This is a genomic window from Exiguobacterium sp. E4787, assembly GCF_018618375.1.
GTDB classification, from domain to species: domain Bacteria; phylum Bacillota; class Bacilli; order Exiguobacteriales; family Exiguobacteriaceae; genus Exiguobacterium; species Exiguobacterium chiriqhucha.
Map to the genome: position 1 here is coordinate 352,129 of NZ_JACSLY010000001.1, position 18,733 is coordinate 370,861.

The 18,733-nt window shown below is 51.6% G+C and carries 17 protein-coding genes and 1 other annotated feature; of the genes, 5 read left to right on the forward strand and 12 right to left on the reverse strand.

Annotated elements, in window-relative coordinates:
• Positions 1-29 precede the first annotated feature (29 nt).
• Both KNP80_RS01835 and tyrS read right to left on the reverse strand, forming a co-directional pair.
• Positions 30-656 carry a GTP pyrophosphokinase gene (locus KNP80_RS01835; RefSeq protein ID WP_214831912.1) on the reverse strand — a complete coding sequence of 209 codons (627 nt, stop codon included), beginning with the start codon at positions 654-656 and terminating at the stop codon, positions 30-32.
• A 107-nt stretch (positions 657-763) separates the two neighbouring features.
• Entirely contained in the window at positions 764-2,011 is a 1,248-nt protein-coding gene (tyrS, locus tag KNP80_RS01840) for a tyrosine--tRNA ligase (protein ID WP_214831913.1), read from the reverse strand.
• A 47-nt stretch (positions 2,012-2,058) separates the two neighbouring features.
• Positions 2,059-2,256: a binding site (T-box leader), on the reverse strand.
• Between the two features lie 167 nt (positions 2,257-2,423).
• Between tyrS and KNP80_RS01845 the strand changes: the two genes are divergently transcribed.
• Positions 2,424-4,946, forward strand: a complete 2,523-nt coding sequence (locus KNP80_RS01845; protein ID WP_214831914.1) for a transglycosylase domain-containing protein — start codon at positions 2,424-2,426, stop codon at positions 4,944-4,946.
• 44 nt (positions 4,947-4,990) lie between these two features.
• Here KNP80_RS01845 and acsA read toward each other — a convergent pair whose 3' ends face one another.
• A complete protein-coding gene (acsA, locus tag KNP80_RS01850) occupies positions 4,991-6,697 on the reverse strand; it encodes an acetate--CoA ligase (RefSeq protein ID WP_214717554.1) in 1,707 nt (568 codons plus the stop codon).
• 155 nt (positions 6,698-6,852) lie between these two features.
• Between acsA and KNP80_RS01855 the strand changes: the two genes are divergently transcribed.
• Genes KNP80_RS01855 through KNP80_RS01865 form a run of 3 tightly spaced genes read left to right on the forward strand, consistent with a single transcriptional unit; the run spans position 6,853 to position 9,293 of the window.
• The gene (locus tag KNP80_RS01855; RefSeq protein ID WP_029595165.1) at positions 6,853-7,482 is read left to right on the forward strand and encodes a GNAT family N-acetyltransferase; all 630 of its coding nucleotides are present in this window, start codon (positions 6,853-6,855) and stop codon (positions 7,480-7,482) included.
• A gap of 12 nt (positions 7,483-7,494) precedes the next feature.
• Positions 7,495-8,127, forward strand: a complete 633-nt coding sequence (locus tag KNP80_RS01860) for an acetoin utilization AcuB family protein (protein ID WP_214831915.1) — start codon at positions 7,495-7,497, stop codon at positions 8,125-8,127.
• A complete protein-coding gene (locus tag KNP80_RS01865) occupies positions 8,124-9,293 on the forward strand; it encodes an acetoin utilization protein AcuC (protein ID WP_214831916.1) in 1,170 nt (389 codons plus the stop codon). The genes KNP80_RS01860 and KNP80_RS01865 overlap by 4 nt, the downstream gene beginning before the upstream one ends.
• A gap of 50 nt (positions 9,294-9,343) precedes the next feature.
• On the opposite strand, the gene ccpA is transcribed toward KNP80_RS01865, so the two are convergent.
• From ccpA to KNP80_RS01885, 4 genes are all read right to left on the reverse strand, one after another.
• Complete coding sequence (gene ccpA, locus KNP80_RS01870; protein ID WP_021065590.1) at positions 9,344-10,357, reverse strand: catabolite control protein A; 1,014 nt, start codon at positions 10,355-10,357, stop codon at positions 9,344-9,346.
• Positions 10,358-10,483: 126 nt separating this feature from the next.
• On the reverse strand, positions 10,484-11,575 hold the full coding sequence (locus tag KNP80_RS01875; protein WP_214717562.1) for a bifunctional 3-deoxy-7-phosphoheptulonate synthase/chorismate mutase: 1,092 nt from the start codon (positions 11,573-11,575) through the stop codon (positions 10,484-10,486).
• A gap of 137 nt (positions 11,576-11,712) precedes the next feature.
• Positions 11,713-12,429 carry a YtxH domain-containing protein gene (locus tag KNP80_RS01880; RefSeq protein WP_214833440.1) on the reverse strand — a complete coding sequence of 239 codons (717 nt, stop codon included), beginning with the start codon at positions 12,427-12,429 and terminating at the stop codon, positions 11,713-11,715.
• A gap of 22 nt (positions 12,430-12,451) precedes the next feature.
• Positions 12,452-12,970: a DUF948 domain-containing protein gene (locus tag KNP80_RS01885; RefSeq protein WP_021065587.1), complete on the reverse strand. Its 519-nt coding sequence runs from the start codon at positions 12,968-12,970 to the stop codon at positions 12,452-12,454.
• Positions 12,971-13,143: 173 nt separating this feature from the next.
• Here KNP80_RS01885 and KNP80_RS01890 point away from each other — a divergent pair, with 173 nt between their 5' ends.
• Positions 13,144-14,256 (forward strand): aminopeptidase, encoded by a 1,113-nt coding sequence (locus tag KNP80_RS01890; RefSeq protein WP_214831918.1) that lies wholly within the window; start codon positions 13,144-13,146, stop codon positions 14,254-14,256.
• A gap of 40 nt (positions 14,257-14,296) precedes the next feature.
• Here KNP80_RS01890 and KNP80_RS01895 read toward each other — a convergent pair whose 3' ends face one another.
• The 5 genes from KNP80_RS01895 to KNP80_RS01915 all read right to left on the reverse strand — a co-directional run bounded on the left by KNP80_RS01895 (position 14,297) and on the right by KNP80_RS01915 (position 18,732).
• Positions 14,297-14,749 (reverse strand): Dps family protein, encoded by a 453-nt coding sequence (locus tag KNP80_RS01895; RefSeq protein ID WP_021065585.1) that lies wholly within the window; start codon positions 14,747-14,749, stop codon positions 14,297-14,299.
• Positions 14,750-14,850: 101 nt separating this feature from the next.
• Positions 14,851-16,158: a UDP-N-acetylmuramate--L-alanine ligase gene (gene murC, locus KNP80_RS01900; RefSeq protein ID WP_214717568.1), complete on the reverse strand. Its 1,308-nt coding sequence runs from the start codon at positions 16,156-16,158 to the stop codon at positions 14,851-14,853.
• 88 nt (positions 16,159-16,246) lie between these two features.
• Complete coding sequence (locus KNP80_RS01905) at positions 16,247-17,218, reverse strand: hypothetical protein (RefSeq protein WP_214831920.1); 972 nt, start codon at positions 17,216-17,218, stop codon at positions 16,247-16,249.
• A gap of 53 nt (positions 17,219-17,271) precedes the next feature.
• Positions 17,272-17,892, reverse strand: coding sequence for a YtpR family tRNA-binding protein (gene ytpR / locus KNP80_RS01910; RefSeq protein WP_214717573.1), 621 nt, complete (start codon positions 17,890-17,892; stop codon positions 17,272-17,274).
• Positions 17,893-17,940: 48 nt separating this feature from the next.
• Positions 17,941-18,732: a DUF1444 family protein gene (locus KNP80_RS01915; protein ID WP_214717575.1), complete on the reverse strand. Its 792-nt coding sequence runs from the start codon at positions 18,730-18,732 to the stop codon at positions 17,941-17,943.
• Position 18,733: the final 1 nt, after the last annotated feature.

Here is an 18,733-nt window from a genome sequence, read left to right on the forward strand (position 1 = left end):
TTCCTGCCTCGGCAGGAAAGGGGATTTTTTTATTTCTTTAAAATCTGTTCACGAATCCGGCCCATCTGGGTATCGAGGGCATCCGCCATCTTCGCCGCTTCAATCAACTCGAGTTTCGACGCCTCCGGGACAACGTTCTGGTATTTATAATGAAGCTTATGCTCCGTCGCCGCCCAAAAGTCCATGGCGAGCGTGCGAATTTGAATCTCGGCTGGCACCCAGATGACGCGTTCCGCCAAATACACTTTCGTTCGGACGATGAGATGCAAGCTCCGATAGCCGCTCGGTTTCGGATGTTGGATGTAATCCTTAATCTCATCAATTTCTAAATCGTCCCGTTTTTTCAAATGATCGAGGATGGCATAGATGTCATCACGAAAACTCGTGACGATCCGCACTCCGGCGACGTCAGATATATTCTCCCACAGCGCTTCCACTTCTAGGGGAAGTCCTTTTTGATTCATCTTCCGAATGATGGACGGCAGCGTCTTCATCCTCGTCTTCACGTGTTCAATCGGCGAATAGCCGAGCCGCGTCTGCCAATCGAGGTCGATGATGCCGAGATCGCTCTCGAGTTCAGTGATCGCCATCTCGTAGTACCGGAACCGCTCGCGCCATTGATGGAACTGCTCGCCAAAAAATTCTTCAATATCCATAATAAAGCCTCCTTGTCGTCTATACTTGCTATCGTAGCAGACCGAATCGATGTTGAGTCAGAAAAAAACGTCCATGTTCGCAACATTGGCGGACATGGACGCATGCATCAGACGTGACGGATCACGAAGTATTTTTTCTTACCGCGACGGATGATGGTGAACTCACCTAGCGTATCGGCGCGTGTCACCATTTTATCGAGCGACTGTTCCCGCTCCCCGTTCAAGTAAATCGCCCCGTTTTGAACGTCTTCACGGGCTTGACGTTTCGATGGTGCAATCTTCGCTTCGACGAGAATGTCGACAAGGTTGCGCTCGCCGTCGAGCTCGAACTGTGGCATGCCCTTGAATGCGGCATCCATGTCTTCTGGTTTGAGCGTTTTCAAGTCGCCACTAAAGAAGGCAGTCGTGATACGTTGCGCTTGATCAAGACCCGCTTCTCCATGGACGAGCTTCGTCATCTCTTCGGCGAGGCGACGTTGGGCGGCACGCTTCTCAGGTGCAGCGGCCACTTCTGCTTCGAGCGCCAAGATGTCTTCGTGCGACATGAACGTGAAGTATTTGATGAACTTGATGACGTCAGCGTCGTCGACGTTAATCCAGAACTGGTAAAACTCGTACGGTGTCGTCTTGTCGGCATCGAGCCAGACTGCACCACCCGCCGTCTTCCCGAACTTTTGACCGTCCGACTTCGTCACGAGTGGCACCGTCAACCCGAACGCCTTCTCCGAGTGACCGAAGCGGCGGATGAGTTCGAGACCGGCCGTGATGTTGCCCCACTGGTCGCTGCCCCCGACTTGAAGGCGGCAGTTCTCGTTTTCGTACAACTTCAAGAAGTCGAACGATTGTAACAGCATGTATGAGAATTCCGTGTACGAGATTCCGTTCTCCAAACGCGAGTCGACCGAATCTTTGGCGAGCATGTAGCTGATCGGGAAGTGTTTCCCGATATCACGCAAGAAGTCGATAATCGACAACTCTTCCGTCCACTCGTAGTTGTTGCGGATTGAGATCGGATTTTCACCTTCAAGCGGGAGGAAACGGCTCAATTGGTCTTTAATGCGATCCGAAAATTCTTTGACCGTGTCGAGCGTGTTGAGCGAACGCTCGTCCGAACGACCGGACGGGTCACCGATCATGCCGGTCGCCCCACCGACGAGAGCGATGACGTGATGTCCCGCCTCTTGGAAACGTTTGAGCGTCAAAATCGGGAGCAAGTGCCCGATATGGAGCGAGTCCGCCGTCGGGTCGAATCCCGTGTATAATGCCGTCGGTTTTTTTAGTTGTTCAGCTAACCCTGCTTCGTCCGTCAATTGGTTGACGAGACCTCGAAATTCTAAATCCTTCAATAATTCCATCTGTTCCACTCCTTCGATTGACATAAAAAAACGTCCCTTCTCATATGAGAAGGGACGGAGATTCCGCGGTACCACCCTAATTGCCACAGTTGTGGCCACTTGTAGCGAGAGATAACGGTCTCGACCCGGCCGAACGGCACGCTCCAAAAGTGTAATTCATCGATTGACATTGGCTAGTTCACAGCACCCACTAGCTTTCTGGACAAGCGGTCAGTCGACTACTTCGCTTTCTTCATAGCGTCTTTGTTTATGGACTATGCTTTACATTTTATAAGTTCCATTTCCAAATTGTCAACTGGAAGATGGAAACTTGCATCCGACAGTGGATTGGGAGGAAGGTCGGCAACGAGTTGTGCTATAATCGTATATATTACTGTCCAAAATAGTTTTACACCATATTAAGGAGGCTGTCATGCTGCAAAAGATTCGAGACATATGGAACCAACCTAAGTCCTTGAAAGCCCGCCGTTATGCCAATGTATTTTACGATGTGTCGTGGAACGTCCTGCTCCTAACGATTATATCGGTCGTTCTCATTGGATTTTTAGGCGCCGGGATCGGAGCGGGGTATTTCGCTTCTCTCGTCAAGGATATGCCGGCACCTGCATATAAGACGATGACGTCACAAATCAACACCTACTCATCGACTTCTGACATTTATTTTGGAAGCGGTGAACGAATCGGAAACTATACGACGGATGAAGTACGGGTTCCGGTTGCCGTCGATAAAGTCTCTCCGTTCGTCGTCGACGCGTTGCTCGCCACAGAGGACGTCGAGTTTTACGAACACGTTGGTGTCGTCCCGAAAGCGACGCTCCGCGCCATCTTACAAGAAGCGACCGGGTCTGAAGACCGGACCGGTGGCTCAACGCTCACCCAACAGCTCATCAAGAACCAAATGCTGACGAACGAGGTGTCGTTCGAACGAAAAGCGAAAGAGATTTTACTCGCCCTTCGCCTCGAGAAAGCAATGAACAAAGATGAGATCTTGAACGCGTACTTGAACGTCGTCTCATTCGGGCGAAACTCGATGGGACGCAACATCTCAGGGATTGAAGCGGCCGCTCGCGGTGTCTTCAACACATCGGCTGAGAAGTTGACGTTGCCACAAGCTGCTTTCCTCGCCGGGATTCCGAAAAACCCGTTCTTGTACACACCGTACTACCAAGGCGGTGTCATTAAAGAGGACGTGGCACCGGCTATCAATCGTATGAAGACGGTACTCAACCGGATGTATGTGGCCAAGAAAATCACAAAAGAAGAATATGATGCCGCATACAACTACGACATCACAAAAGACTTCATGAAGACGCAATCGAAGCCGCGTGACCGCTATCCATATGTCGTGCAATGGGCTGAAGAAGATGCCCTCATTATCGTTCGGGACCACATGCTTAAACAAGACGGCGTGAACGTGAACGAATTGAGCGCAGAAGAGCGCAAAGAAATTACGAGCACGTACGGACGTCGCGCTCACAACGCACTCCGCCAAGGTGGATACAAGATTCATTTGTCGCTTGATAAACAAGTCCACGAATCGATGCAACAGCCGGCCCGAAACGTCAATAACTTCGGACCTAACAACTCACCGAAAGTCGACCCTGACCAAGGTCCGGAGCAAACGGCAGCCATTATGCTCGAGAACAAGACCGGTCGCATCCTCGGATTTGTCGGTGGTCGCTACGTAAACGGCAAGGCCGATGACTTTAATCGCGCCCGTCAAATGGAACGTCAAATTGGATCGACGGCGAAACCGCTACTCGTTTATGCGAATGCAATCGAGAAAGGATTCATCACGACGGACACCGTCATCATTGATGAAAAGTACAAATATCAAAATGGTTCAAATCCGAACACCGTTGAAATTAACAATGAAGACTTGACGTTCCGAGGACCGATGACAGCTCGTGATGCGCTGAAACAATCTCGAAACGTTCCTGCCGTTAAAATTTACGAAGAACAAGGCGATTTCAGAGGGGCCACGGAGAAACTGCTCCAAATGGGCATGAATGTTCCTGAAGATACGCGTGATGCCCCATCAATGGCACTCGGTGTTAGTTCAGTTAAGTTAGCCTCCCTTGCTTCGGGTTATGCGATGCTCGCCAACGGCGGTGAACACGTCGAACCGTATATCATCGACCGTGTCGAGTACCAAGGCGAAGTCATTTACGAGAAAAATCCGAAGAAGACACGCATCTATTCGGATCGTACAGCCTACTTGATTGTCGATATGCTCCGTGACGTCTACACGTCAGGAACAGCGACGTATGCCAACTCGCTCTTGAACGTCCCAGGTGACTGGATGGGCAAAACCGGAACCACCCAAGATCGTCGCGACTCCTACTTGGTCGGTTCGACGCCAGGTGTCACTCTTGCCGTCTGGACCGGTTATGATAAAGAAAATGGTTTGACAGACGGAGGTGTCTATGGCCGTTACTACCAACGGACACAAGGTATGTGGTCTAAGATTGCCAACAACGTCTATCTCGATCGTCCAGAAGTGTTCAATTCGAACGCTCGCTTCGTACAACCGGCTAGCGTAAGAGCTGGCGACTTCGGTGACTCTGGTTCATTCTCTGAGAAGAAAAAAGTCGAAGAGAAGAAGAAGAAGGAAGAGGAAGCGAAGAAGAAAGCCGAAGAAGAGGCGAAGAAGAAGGAAGAGGAAGCGAAGAAGAAAGCCGAAGAAGAGGCGAAGAAGAAAGAAGAAGCCGAAGAGAAGAAACAAGAGGCTGAAGAACAGAAACAGGAAGCTGACGCTGCTGCGAAGGAAAAGGCAGCGGCTGACGCAAAAGCGAAAGCAGAAGCCGACGCAAAGAAAAAAGCGGAAGCTGATAAGAAGAAAGCTGAAGAAGAAGCAAAGAAGAAAGCCGAAGCTGAGAAAAAGGCTGAGGAAGACAAGAAGAAAGAAGACGCCGAAGCTGCAGACGGCGCCTAATCCGACAAGAAAGGTCGACACGTCGCGTGTCGACCTTTTGTCGATCAATCTTCCATTGTCGATAAGTCACCCGTCTCGAGGTTCAACTCCCATGCTTTCAAGACGCGACGCATGATTTTCCCGCTTCGCGTTTTCGGCAATTTGTCTTTGAACTCGATCTCACGCGGAGCCGCGTGAGCCGCGAGACCTTCTTTGACGAATTTTTGAATCTCCGCCTTCAACTCGTCCGACGGCTCATAGCCTTTACGGAGCGCGATGAACGCCTTGATGATCTCCCCGCGTACCGGGTCCGGTTTCCCGATGACACCGGCCTCGGCGACAGCTGGGTGCTCGACGAGACGGCTCTCGACTTCGAACGGACCGACCCGCTCCCCTGCCGTCATGATGACGTCATCGACGCGGCCTTGGAACCAGAAGTAACCGTCCTCGTCCATATACGCCGAGTCACCCGAGACGTACCAGTCACCCCAGAAGTAGCTCTCATACTTGGCGTCATTCTTCCAAATTTTCCGCATCATCGACGGCCATGGCGTCTTGAGTGCCAAGTTGCCCATCCGGTGCGGCGGGAGTGGTTGACCTCGGTCGTCTAAGATGGCCGCTTCACAACCCGGGATAGCTTTGCCCATCGACCCCGGTTTGATATCCATCGTCGGATAATTGCAAATCATCATCGCACCGGTCTCTGTCATCCACCACGTGTCATGAATCCGCAATCCGAACGATTCGTTCCCCCAACGAATGACTTCCGGATTGAGCGGTTCTCCGACCGACAGGATATGGCGGAGTGACGACAAATCATATTTTTCAAACGCCTCTTCTCCGGCACCCATGAGCATCCGGAACGCTGTCGGCGCGCTGTACCAGACCGTGACACCGAACCGTTCGATGACCGAATACCAGAACTCAGGATTGAATCGTCCCCCGACGATCACGTTCGTCGCCCCGTTTAAGAAAGGTGCGAAAATCCCGTAGCTCGTACCCGTCACCCAACCTGGATCGGCTGTGCACCAGTAAATGTCATCCGGTTGCAAGTCGAGCACCCATTTGCCGGTCATCAAATGCTGCACCATGGCGTTATGGACATGCAAGACACCTTTCGGTTTCCCGGTCGACCCTGACGTATAATGCAAAATCATACCGTCTTCGCGGTCGACCCACGTGATGTCGAGATCGGTCGAGGCATCACCCGCCAATTTGCGGTAGTCGATGATTTTCCCTGCCTCTTTTACCTCGTCACCGACGATTAAAATCGTCTCCAAGTGCGGGAGTTGATCGACCGGGATACGCGGTAGGAGCGCCTCGGTCGTGACGATGACTTTCGCTTCCGAGTCGAGCAGACGGTCGTGGACGGCTTGCTCCATGAACGCCTCAAACAACGGACCGACGATCGCCCCGAGCTTGAGTGTACCGAGCAAAATAAAATAAAGTTCTGGACTCCGTGGCATGAAGATGAAGACGCGGTCGCCTTTCTCCACTCCAACCGATTTCAGAACGTTTCCGGCCCGATTGCTTTCTCGTTTCATGTCCTCATACGTGTAGCGCTCTTCTCGTTCCCCATCGAAATAGAGCAACGCCAGCTTCGTGGCGAGTTCACCTTCTGCGTGACGGTCGATTGCTTCGTACGCCGTGTTGACGTTCCCCGTCAAATCCCAAGAAAATAATGCTTCTGCTTGTGTCCACTCGAACGACTGACAAGCATCTTCATACGACGCCAATTGATGTTCCCCTGATAACGCTTTCAATTTTTCCATCACTAAAGATTCGCCTCCCCTGTAATGAATGGTATAACCACTTTCAGTATAGTGTTAATATTATGACAAATCAATGAATTTCCAAAATCTCCAAAAGAGTGTGAAACAAGCTAAATGAAAGCGCTATAATAGAAGGTGGAAAAGGTGGTGACTCCATGGAAAAACAATATCATTCAAAGGTGTGGGAAACCTCACTCGGAGCCGTAATCATCGATGGACCGATCGAGAGCGACGTGTTGGCCACGTATAGGCTCGATGAGGGATTGACCGCATTTCGTGAACCTGAGGACCAACACAAGGCGCTCGTCGAAATCGCTGACTTGAAAGAAGGCCGCATCATCGTGGCCCGCGTCGATGACCTCGTCATCGGTTATGTCACGTATTTATATCCGGACCCATATGAACGTTGGAGCGAAGGGAACGACCCCTATATCCTCGAGCTCGGCGCGATCGAAGTGAGCCCGCGCTTCCGTGGCCAACGGATTGGCAAGCAACTGCTCGAAGTGTCGATGATGGACGCGCATATGGATGACTTCTTGATTTTGACGACCGAATATTATTGGCACTGGGACTTGAAAGGGAGCGGGCTCTCTATCTGGGACTATCGGAAAGTGATGGAAAAGATGATGAACCACGGCGGACTCGTCTTCTTCCCGACCGATGACCCCGAGATTGCCTCGCATCCGGCCAACTGTCTCATGGCACGGATTGGCAAGAACGTCCGGCAAGAAACGATCGACCATTTCGATTCGCTCCGGCTGCGGCGCCGGTTCATGTATGACTAAGGAGGGAACTGGATGTTGATTGAACAAATGATGAACCGTCATGTCGTGACGATTCAACCGACCAACACGATCGCCCATGCGGCCAAGCTCATGCGTGATCATCAAGTGCGCCATCTCATCGTCACCAACCCGGCCCGACAAGTCGTCGGAATCGTCGGCCAGTTCGAGATGAGCGGAGCGACGAGCGTGTTCCATCCGGAGAGTGAGAGCGCCGACTTCAAAAACCCCGTTTCGAGCATCATGCGTCAAGATGTGACGACGGCACATCCGTACGACTTCTTCGAAGATGCGGCCGCTCTGTTTTATGAGTATCGCCTGACCTGCCTGCCGATCGTCGAACAAGGCAAACTCGTCGGCGTCTTGACCGAGACAGACTTATTGCGTTACTTCGTCCAATTGACGGGCGCGCTCGAGCCGAGCTCTCAGATTGAGCTCTTGGTCGAGAACACGACGGGGACGCTCGAGAAAGTGACCCGGCTCCTCGCCAAGACGAACGTCAACATCATCAACGTGTTCGTTCACCCGACGCCCGACCCATATAAACGCATCATCTCGTTCCGCGTCCAGACGATGAATCCGCTCCGCATCATCGAACGGTTGAAACGCGAGGGTTATGACGTGCTCGGTCCGGAGATGTCCCAATGAGACCGGCCTACATATTCGGGGAGAACGAGAACTCGTACCGCTTCCATGCGGATCATCCGTTCAATCCGGTCCGCCTGGAGCTGACGACGTCCCTGCTCATCGCCTCAGGTAAACTTCAGGCTTCCGAGTGTATCGCCCCGCCCCTCGCCTCGGTCGAGTCGCTCGCGCTCGTCCATGACCTTGATTATATCGAAGCGGTTCAAGCGGCGGCGGCCGGTGAGCTGTCGACATTGAAAGCGAACAAGTTCGGCCTCGGCACTGAAGACACGCCGATTTTCCCAACCATCCATGAAGGAGCGGCCCGGCTCGTCGGGGGCACCGTTCACGCGCTTGATTTGGTCGCGAGCGGTAAACTGGAGCGCGCCTTTCACGTCGGGGGCGGCCTCCATCACGGGATGAGGCGGAAAGCGTCTGGATTTTGCGTGTATAACGACGCGGCGGTCGCCATCGCCCACGTCCGTAAAGCGTACGGCAGCCGGGTCCTCTATGTCGATACTGACGCCCACCACGGAGACGGCGTCCAATGGCTGTTTTATGACGATGACGATGTGATGACGTTATCTATCCACGAGACCGGCCGCTACCTGTTCCCGGGGACAGGAGCCGTCACAGAGCGCGGCAACGGGAATGGGTACGGCTATAGCTGGAACGTCCCGGTCGATGCGTTCACCCAAGACGAGTCGTTCTTGCGCTGTTACGAGACAGTGTTCCGGGAAGCGTGCGAATGGTTCAAGCCGGATATCATCGTGACGCAGAACGGTGCCGACGCCCATGCCTTTGATCCGTTGACACACCTTGCCTCGACGATTCGGACGTTCGAACAGATTCCTCAAATAGCCTCTCGACTTGCCGACGAGTATACGGAAGGAAGACTCGTCGCCCTCGGCGGCGGCGGCTATGATTGGTATCGGACCGTACCCCGGGCTTGGGCGCAAGTGTGGGCCGGACTGACGCGCGAGGCGCCGTACAGCGGCGACATTCCGCCCGAATGGATCGAGCAGTGGCAGGACAAAGCGGATTTAGCCTTGCCGACACGCTGGGATGACCATCCGTACACGTTCCAACATATTCCCCGACGCCAACAAATTGAGGAGAAAAATTGGGAAGTGACGAAACGGGCGTTCTGGCCGTTCATTTCGAACGATCGCAAATCACTATATGTCTAAAAAAATCCCCTCGTCCGCGGAGTGACTCCGGCAGGCGAGGGGATTTTTATTCAGTCTTGACGTACCGAATCGCGACGTTCGATGCGGTGCGGCAAGACAACGTTCTTCTCTTCGACTTCTTCCGCATTCAAGATTTTCGTCAAGAGACGCATGGCAACGGCACCGATGTCATACATCGGTTGGACGACCGTCGTCAATTTCGGACGAATCATCGTAGCGAGACGCGTGTTATCATGGCCGACGACTTCAAAATCGTTCGGGACCGAGAAACCGGCGTCTTGAATCGCGTGAATGACACCGAGTGCCATCTCATCCGTACCGGCGAAAATCGCTTTCGGGCAATCGTCACGTTCGAGCATCTTCTGCATCGCCTCAAGGCCTGATGCGTACGTGTAATTCCCAAGGACGACGTCACTCTCACGGAACGGGAGTCCGGCGTCGTCAAGGGCACGGCGGTAACCAGAGAATTTCTTCTCGCCATTGATTTGTTGCTCGAGTGGACCTGTGATGAAGCCGACTTGTTTATGGCCGTGGCCAATCAACATTTCGGTCGCATCGTATGCCGCTTGCTCATAATCGATGTTGACCGCAGGGAGGTCATACCCTTGGTTGAGTGTCGCCGCGAGGACGATTGGGACCGGTGACTTTTTAAACTCGTTGACGAGGTCTTCGTGCAGACGACCGCCCATGAAAATGATGCCGTCGACTTGTTTCCCGAGCAATGTGTTCAACAAATGGATCTCTTTGTCACGGTTCGAGTCCGAGTTCCCGAGGATGATGTTGTACTTGTACATCGTCGCGACGTCCTCGATTCCGCGAGCAAGGTCTGCGAAGAAGATGTTCGAGATGTCTGGGACGATGACGCCGACCGTCGTCGTCTTCTTACTGGCCAGTCCACGTGCGACAGCGTTCGGACGATAGCCGAGACGGTCAATCGCATCCTGGACTTTCTTGCGGGTCGTCGGTTTGACGTTCGGGTTTCCGTTGACGACGCGTGAGACGGTTGCCATCGACACCCCGGCTTCTCGTGCGACATCATAGATGGTTACATTGTTACTATTCATTAAAACTCCTCCTACAAGCAATGATTTTCAAACGATTTTCAAAAAACGTGTCAAAAAAGGAAGACAGGTATCTGTCATCATTTTACCCTGTCTTCACGCTATATAAAACGTTTCCAATTGGAAAGTTTACTTTTTCACCAAATCAAGTTGAGGGAACTGGGCCGTTAGCCCGTCCACGAATTGATCGAACTGATCGAAATCGAGTTGTTGCTGGGCATCCGATAAGGCGATGGCCGGGTTCGGGTGTACTTCCACCATGACCCCGTCCGCCCCGACTGCAAGCGCCGCTTTGGCCGCTGGCAGTAACAAGTCGCGTCGTCCTGTCGAGTGAGTCACGTCGACCATGACCGGCAAATGCGTCTCTTGTTTCAAAATCGGGACCGCGGTGATGTCGAGCGTGTTGCGTGTCGCCCGTTCATATGTCCGGATGCCGCGCTCGCACAAGATGACTTGGCTGTTGCCGCTCGCCATGATGTACTCGGCCGCATAGATGAACTCTTCAATCGTAGCCGATAAGCCACGCTTCAAGAGCACCGGTTTATCCGTCTTCCCGACTTCTTTCAGCAAGTCGAAGTTTTGCATATTGCGCGCACCGACTTGGATGATGTCCACGTATGGAAGTGCCGATTCGACCGCACCAGGCGTCATGATTTCAGAGATGACCCGTAAGTCATGACGATCTGCCGCTTGCTTCAGCATTTTCAATCCCTCGAAGCCGAGACCTTGGAAGTCGTATGGTGAAGTACGTGGCTTGTACGCCCCGCCCCGCAAGATTTTCACTCCGGACAGCGCCAATTTCTCAGCGACGGCGTTCACTTGCTCAAACGATTCGACCGCACATGGTCCCGCAATCAGTTGCGGACGTCCATTGCCGATTTTGACATCATCGAGCGTGACGATCGTGTCTTCGGCTTGGCGTTTCCGTGAAACGAGCAACGTCTTGTCACGGTCTTCGCCTTGCAGTTCGGCCGAAGCTTTAAACATCTCTTTGAACAGATGTTGCAAGCGAGCCGTCTCGAAAGGACCCGGATTCTCTGCCGCGATGAAGTCGAGCATCTCACGTTCACGTACCGGATCGTATCGCTCCACACCTTGCAGACGTTTTACTTTTCCAATCTCAACAGCGAGTGTGCCGCGGCGGCTGAGCAAGTCGAGCATCTCACGATTCAACTCATCCATCTCGCGACGTAATCGATTCAACTGATCTTGTGGACTCATAATTACCCTCTCATTTCTAAGCCGTTCTTTCCAGATTCCTAATTATAACGAACTTTAATCGCTTTGTCATAGGGAAATGGGCTGACGACACAAAATCAACAAAAAAAGCGCCCGGATGGTCCCGGACGCATCATCACTTATTTGTTGCCGTTTTTAAGGTCTTGCTTCAAGTTGTTCAATTCTTGTTTCGACTCATCGTCGAGCAAGTCTTTCACAGGTGCCTCGAAGTCTGACTCATAGTCTTCCGACTGGTCACGGCTGCTCGTTGTGTTTTGTTTGTTTGCAGCCGATTTCGTCGCGTTCGATTTGTTCGCGTTCGGCTTACTGTCTGATTGTTTCGGTTTGTCTGTCGACGCTTCTGACTTCGACGACTCGTTTGACTCATTTGAGGCTTTCGCTTCGTTCGAAGCTTTTGCTTCGTTCGACTGCTCTTCTGAAGCCTTATCGAGTTGCTCTTTCACTTCGGCTTCCGCCTCCGCTACGAGTTGGTCAGCTTTCTCCATCGCTTCTTCGATTGACAATTCGTCTTCATCGACTTGTTGTTTCAATTCAGCCGCTTCACGGGCCTTGTCTTTGACGAGGTTTAAGACCGGAGCCGCTTTATCGCTCGCTACTTTAATCCATTCGCCGACGACCGGTTCTGCTTTTTCACGAACTTCTTTCGACTTGACGGTCAATCGCTCACGCGACGTCGCCGTTTTCTCGTCGAGGTATGTCCGTACTTCACGTCCGCTCTTCGGTGATGTGAGGAGTGCTACTGCTGCACCAATCACGCCGCCGAGGACGACACCTGCTAAAAACCCACCGCTTGATTGCTGTTCAGTCGTATATGTCTTGTTTTTGTCGTATGTCATCGTTACTTCCTCCTTGTGATAGTTATGATTTGATTGTATCGTCTGTCGCAATCAACCCTGGTGAAACCGTAGTCGGTTCTTGTTTACGGTCCCGACGGCCGCGACGACGTGATGGTCGTTCGTCTGAAGACGTTTCTGTTTTGTTTTTCTTAAATAATTCTACAGCGACCGATCCCCAACGTACCGCTTGGGCAATCTGCTCTTTATTCTCGTCTGCTGCTACGTGAACAGAAGAAGAAACCGTCCGTACCGACTCTGTCACTTCGTTGAGTGACGTGCCGAGCTCATCAAGGGCGTGTGCCACCGGTGCGAGCAATTCCGTTTTCTCTTCGACGTTATCCACGAGACGGTTCGTCTTATGTAAGAGCGCCGTCACTTCCATTGTAATTCCGTCTAATTGACGTTCTAAGTTTTCAGTCGTGTTGGCGACGCTGCCGAGTGTCCGATTGACGTTCGACAAGACACGTGCCAAGAAAAATACGAGTACGACAAATGCGAGTGCTGCGACGAGCCCTGCAATGCCTCCTAATGTGATTTCCATGCATCCATTCCTCCTATTCGATAATGTGGTGGTTTCATTATAGCACCATTATGACTCAAAAGATTTGTCACAACCGTTTTCGCCATCCGGTCTGATTATTCCTTTACCCGTTTTTATGTTTTCGATTACACTAAAATAGAAATAAATTTAAAAAAGTTAAAAGGGGTGTTCGTATGAGAGATCCAAGAATCACGCAACTCGCTGATGGATTAATCAATTATTCAGTCGAATTGAAACCGGGGGAACGCGTTCTCATTGAAAATTTCGGCGTCGAGGAATCGCTTGTCGAAGCGCTCGTCGAAAAGGCGTATGAGGCTGGGGGGCATCCGTTCGTCTTATTGAAAGAGAGCCGCATCTTGCGCAAACTTTATACGGGAGCGAGCCGGGAACAGCTCGAACTCATGGCCGATATCGAACGCAAACAGATGCAAGCGATGGACGCTTACATCGGCCTTCGTGCCGGTGACAACATCAACGAACTGTCAGACGTTCCGGCCGAGCAACAAAAACTCGTCGGGGCCACTATCGGTAAAATGCATACCGAGGACCGCGTCAAAGGAACGAGATGGGTCGTGCTCCGTTATCCATCGCCGTCGATGGCACAACTCGCTGGTAAATCGACTGAGGCGTTCGAAGACTTCTACTTCAACGTCTGCACACTCGACTACGGTAAGATGGACCGGGCCATGGACGCGCTCGTCAGCCTCATGAATGCGACCGACCGTGTCACAATCAAAGGACCAGGGACGGACCTCACGTTCTCAATTAAAGACATTCCGGCCATCAAGTGTTCTGGCCAAATGAACATTCCGGACGGTGAAGTGTTCACAGCGCCGGTCAAAGATTCGATCAACGGTGTCATCACGTACAACACGCCGTCACCGTATCACGGCTTCACGTTCGAGAACGTGTCGTTGACGTTCAAAGATGGAAAGATTGTCGATGCGACAGCGAACGACACAGACCGAATCAATGAAGTGTTCAATACGGACGAAGGGGCACGTTTCGTCGGCGAGTTCGCCATCGGCGTCAACCCGTACATCCAACATCCGATGAAGGATATCTTGTTCGATGAGAAAATCGACGGCAGTTTCCACTTTACACCGGGTCAGGCGTATGACGACGCTTATAACGGCAACAACTCGTCAATCCATTGGGACCTTGTCAATATCCAACGCCCTGATTACGGCGGCGGTGAGATTTGGTTCGATGACGTCTTGATTCGTAAGGACGGTCGTTTCGTCGTCGACTCGCTCTTGCCACTCAACCCAGAGAACTTGAAATAACAAAAACAAGCGTGCCGATGGCGGCACGCTTGTTTTTTCGTTACAGCTTCGTCTTTTTGCCGAGTGCAGCCGACATCATCCAAATCTCTTTCTCGAGTCGTTCGATATGAGACACGAATGTGTCCTCGATGGCTTCGTCCCCGTCTTCGAAGTTCTCCATCGCGTCTTGCATCTCTTGGCGAATCTGTTTGAAGTCGCTGATGACATCTTTGATCATCTGCTCGGTATCCGCGTGGCGGTCCCCTTCTTGCAGCGTCGAATGTTCGAGATACTCCTTCATCGTCGCATACGGTTCGCCATCGTTCATCAATAGACGTTCCGCCACGTCATCGTACAGTTCGGCGACCAGATTATACAGTTCCTCTAATTTTTCATGATACGTGAAGAAGTGAGGGCCGCTAATGTACCAATGGTAGTTGTGCAGTTTGACGAATAAGAGGCCATAGTTGGCTACCTCTTTGTTCAATGTGTTTAGTGCGCCTTGACTTGCCATCCTTAACATCTCCTTTTCCAAATTCAGTCGCTAGTATTATTACCGTCTTAGCTCGATGTTAAACACAAAAAAACGAACGGCATCAGCCGTTCGCTCTCGATTCACGCTTCAAGTTGGACGTGTTTCTCATATTCGCGTTGATAGGTCTGGATGTCCCCAGCCCCCATGAACAGGAGGACGGCATTGCCATGTGCCTGGAGCACTTGCGTTCCGCCGCGCTTCAACACGTTCGCGCCTTCGATACGCGATTGCAGGTCTTCAATCGTGACCGTACCTTCTTGTTCGCGAGCCGAACCGAAGATGTCACACAAGTAAACGGCATCCGCTTCGGCTAATGCCGCAGCGAAATCATCCATGAATGATTTAAGACGCGTGTACGTGTGCGGTTGGAAGATAGCTACAACTTCACGGCCGACGTATTTTTTACGCGCCGCTTCCACTGTCGCACTGATTTCCCGTGGATGGTGGGCATAATCATCCACTAACACTTGGCTTCCGAGCGTCGATTCGCTGAAACGACGTTTCACGCCGTTGAACGTCTCGAGGCGGTCTTTGACCAACTCTTTCGGTAAGTTCTCGTAGTCACATGTCGCGATGACGGCAAGTGCGTTCAAGACGCTATGGTTCCCGTATCCTGGAATCCGGAACGTCCCATAGAAGTCGTCACGCAAATACACGTCAAACGTCGTCCCGTTATCCGTCGAGTTCACGTTCTCGGCGCGGAAGTCGTTATGAGCGCCAAAACCGTAATAGACGATTGGCACGTTCGCTTGAATGTGTTGAAGATTTTCGTCATCCCCGCAAGCGATGATGCCTTTCTTCACTTGCTTGGCCATCTCTTGGAATGCGTCGATGACATCATCGAGTCCTGAGAAGTAATCAGAATGATCAAAGTCGATGTTCGTCATGATGGCATAGTCCGGACGATAGTATAAGAAGTGACGCTTATACTCACAAGCCTCGAAGACGAAGTTTTTCGAGTCTTCGACACCTTCACCCGTACCATCGCCGATCAAGAATGATGTCGGCTCGATGCCACGCATGACGTGGGCCAACAGACCTGTCGTCGATGTTTTCCCGTGAGATCCAGTGATGGCGACACTAGTATAGTGGTCAGCCAACTCGCCTAGAAACTCATAGTACTTGTATATCGTCAATCCGAGTTCACGTGCCCGAACAACTTCAGGGTGATCGTCTGTGAAGGCGTTACCTTGGACGACGATTTGCCCTTCAGTAATATTTTCAGGGTCAAACGGAAGGATTTCAATTCCTTTACGGTTCAATGCTTCTTCAGTAAAAAATGCTTTGTCAACGTCCGAACCTCGGACCTCATTATTCATGTCATTTAAAATTTGAGCTAAAGGACTCATGCCCGTTCCTTTAATTCCGACGAAGTGATAACGGTTCATCTGTAAATAGCCCCCCTAATTCATTGCGGTCTGTTTCAAAAATGCGACAAACCTTTGTCATTATAGCAAAACTACCGGAGTCATGCTATTACAGATTATTGTTTTTTTTAGCCAATCGGCGACTCTTGTACATCGCCATCCGGTCTTGCGGTGTCATCATGACGTTGAGCGGAGGGCCATCCGCTTTGTATGACACGCCCATGGCGGGCGTCAATGTTTCTTCATCAGGCACATCGACCGGTTCGTCCGACTGTAATGTTTTCGCAACATCCTCAACAATCGGTGCCACCGTCTCGACCGATGCTTCAGTCGGCAACGATGGTTCGGTCACATCTTGTTTTTCTTCACGAACGGCAATCTTTGACGATTTCAAATCGGTCGACCCCATGAAGACCGAAGCAAATCCGCTCTCTACAATCGAGACTTCCCCGAGGAGCGGTTTTGTGTCTGATTCATCCTGCTCATCTTCCAAGTCGGTCGGACTCTCATCAATCGGTTCCGACGTTTCTGTGGAAATAATCGACGCTTCGATTGGTGACTCTGTTTGCTCGGCCACCATTTCCTCAAGCGTCTCTGCTACTGGCAGTTCGTCCGCTGTGACATCAAAGTCGGACTGTGGCGTCGTCGCTTCGTCCGTGTCCGGCGCCGATTCATCTACTGATTCGTCCACTGATTCGTCCACTGATTCGTCTACTGATTCAACAACGGATTCGTCTACTGACTCCATCACCGACTCATCTACAGAATCAATTACCGGTTCGTTCTCAGGCTCAGGCGCTACGCTTGGCGGCACCGCCTCTGACATTTCCTCGTCTGGGACGGCCACTCGCTTCGCTTGACGCATCGCTGAATCGTCTCGCGTCTCCGGAGAATGTTCAGTCGGCAGGATGATTTTCGGTTTCGGTCGGGCGTATCCATAAATCGGAGACGGTACATCCGACGGCACAAATTCATCCTTCGGCTCGGGCTTCGGTGCAGGCGCACCTTTCTTCCCTTCTTGGGATAGTTCGCGTCGAATTCGGTCTGCTTGCTGTTTTAATGAACGTTCATATGCATCCATACTTGATTCCTCGCTTTTTCACTCAATCCTATTTAGCAAAAAATCGGTCGAGTTTAGCGACCGATTTCAAATGCTTTACCTACTTCATATTCGTCATCTAATACGAGAATTCCTTTTTCTTGCGGTGCATCAGGCAAGTTCAATTCACGCGCCGAACAGATCATCCCGTGTGAGCTCTCACCACGTAATGTAGACGGGCGAATAATCAAACCTGATGGCATGACTGCCCCCGGTTTCGCGACGACGACTTTTTGGCCGGCCGCGACGTTCGGTGCGCCACAGACGATTTGGACCATACCTTGGTCAGTCTCGACCTGACAAATCGACAATTTATCGGCATCCGGGTGTTTCTCAGCTTCTTTGACATAGCCGACGACGAATTTAGGGGTGAAGTCCACGCCCGACAACTCGGCTTCGATATTTTGTTTGCGCAAGATGACACCGAGCGTCTCAATCAATTCGGCCGTCAATTCGACCGGTCCATGCCAATCGCTGACATCAAAATAGTTGCTCGCGTTGAACACGTTGTAGCCATTGACTTTCCCTGTCGTCGACTTAACGATGGCGACATCGTCTTTCCGTTCAACAACTTGATGATGGCGATCGCCTTCTCTTAACAGGACCATGAGGACATCGCCGATTCCTTCACGGTTATAAAAAGCATTGATTTGCATACGTAAAAACGCCCCTTCTTTCAAACTAGACACAAATAGTTTAGCAGATTATGCGTCGGTTGGTGGGTTCTTTTTTCCGACAATGAAAATTGGCTCGAGTACGCCAGCCTCATAATGGAAAGAAAGAGCCGTCACCGGAATCCGACCGTTCGTGAAAAAGTCGAACATGAGCTGTTGCATCGCATCATAACCCTGATCGTTGCGGATGTCCGCGATAATCATGACGTCTTGGTGCGGCACTCCGACGAGCATATCGCCTTCGATGCGGCGTTCCATAACTCGTAAAAAGTCATCGTTCAAGATACGTGACGCCTCGTAGCCGTCCCGTGCCGCCAGGAAATAGAACGTGTTGCCGGCAACGGTATCTTCTTTTAAATCGGTCGGTAATTTTTTGACGTTATTCCGCGCCAACTCATCAAGGCGTTCGAGCGTCATTCCGCCCAAATGTCGCTCTTCAATCAATCGATAGCCGTTACCCAAATCTAGGGCGTAAAAGACGGCGGTCTCAGCTGTATGCGGCGTCATCGCCAATGTCTCGCCCCGTTTCGTCTCGGTCGAGAACGAAGCAGAACGGATGACAGGATAAAGATTAGCCTCATTACCCGCTAATGTAATGTCATCGTCCGCGGTGAGCGCTGTCTTGATGTAGTCTACGACCTCATCGACAGCGATTTCCCCTCGAACTTTTGTTTTCGCTACGAGCGGGGCGAGACGGATGTTGACGCCGAATCGATCGGTCGCCCGTTCGATGCGCAACACCTCATTCTCGCGGTCGTACGAGGTCCGGTATCCGTCAGTGAACTTACTTTCGAGATGACGACGTAATTCATTCCGCTCCATT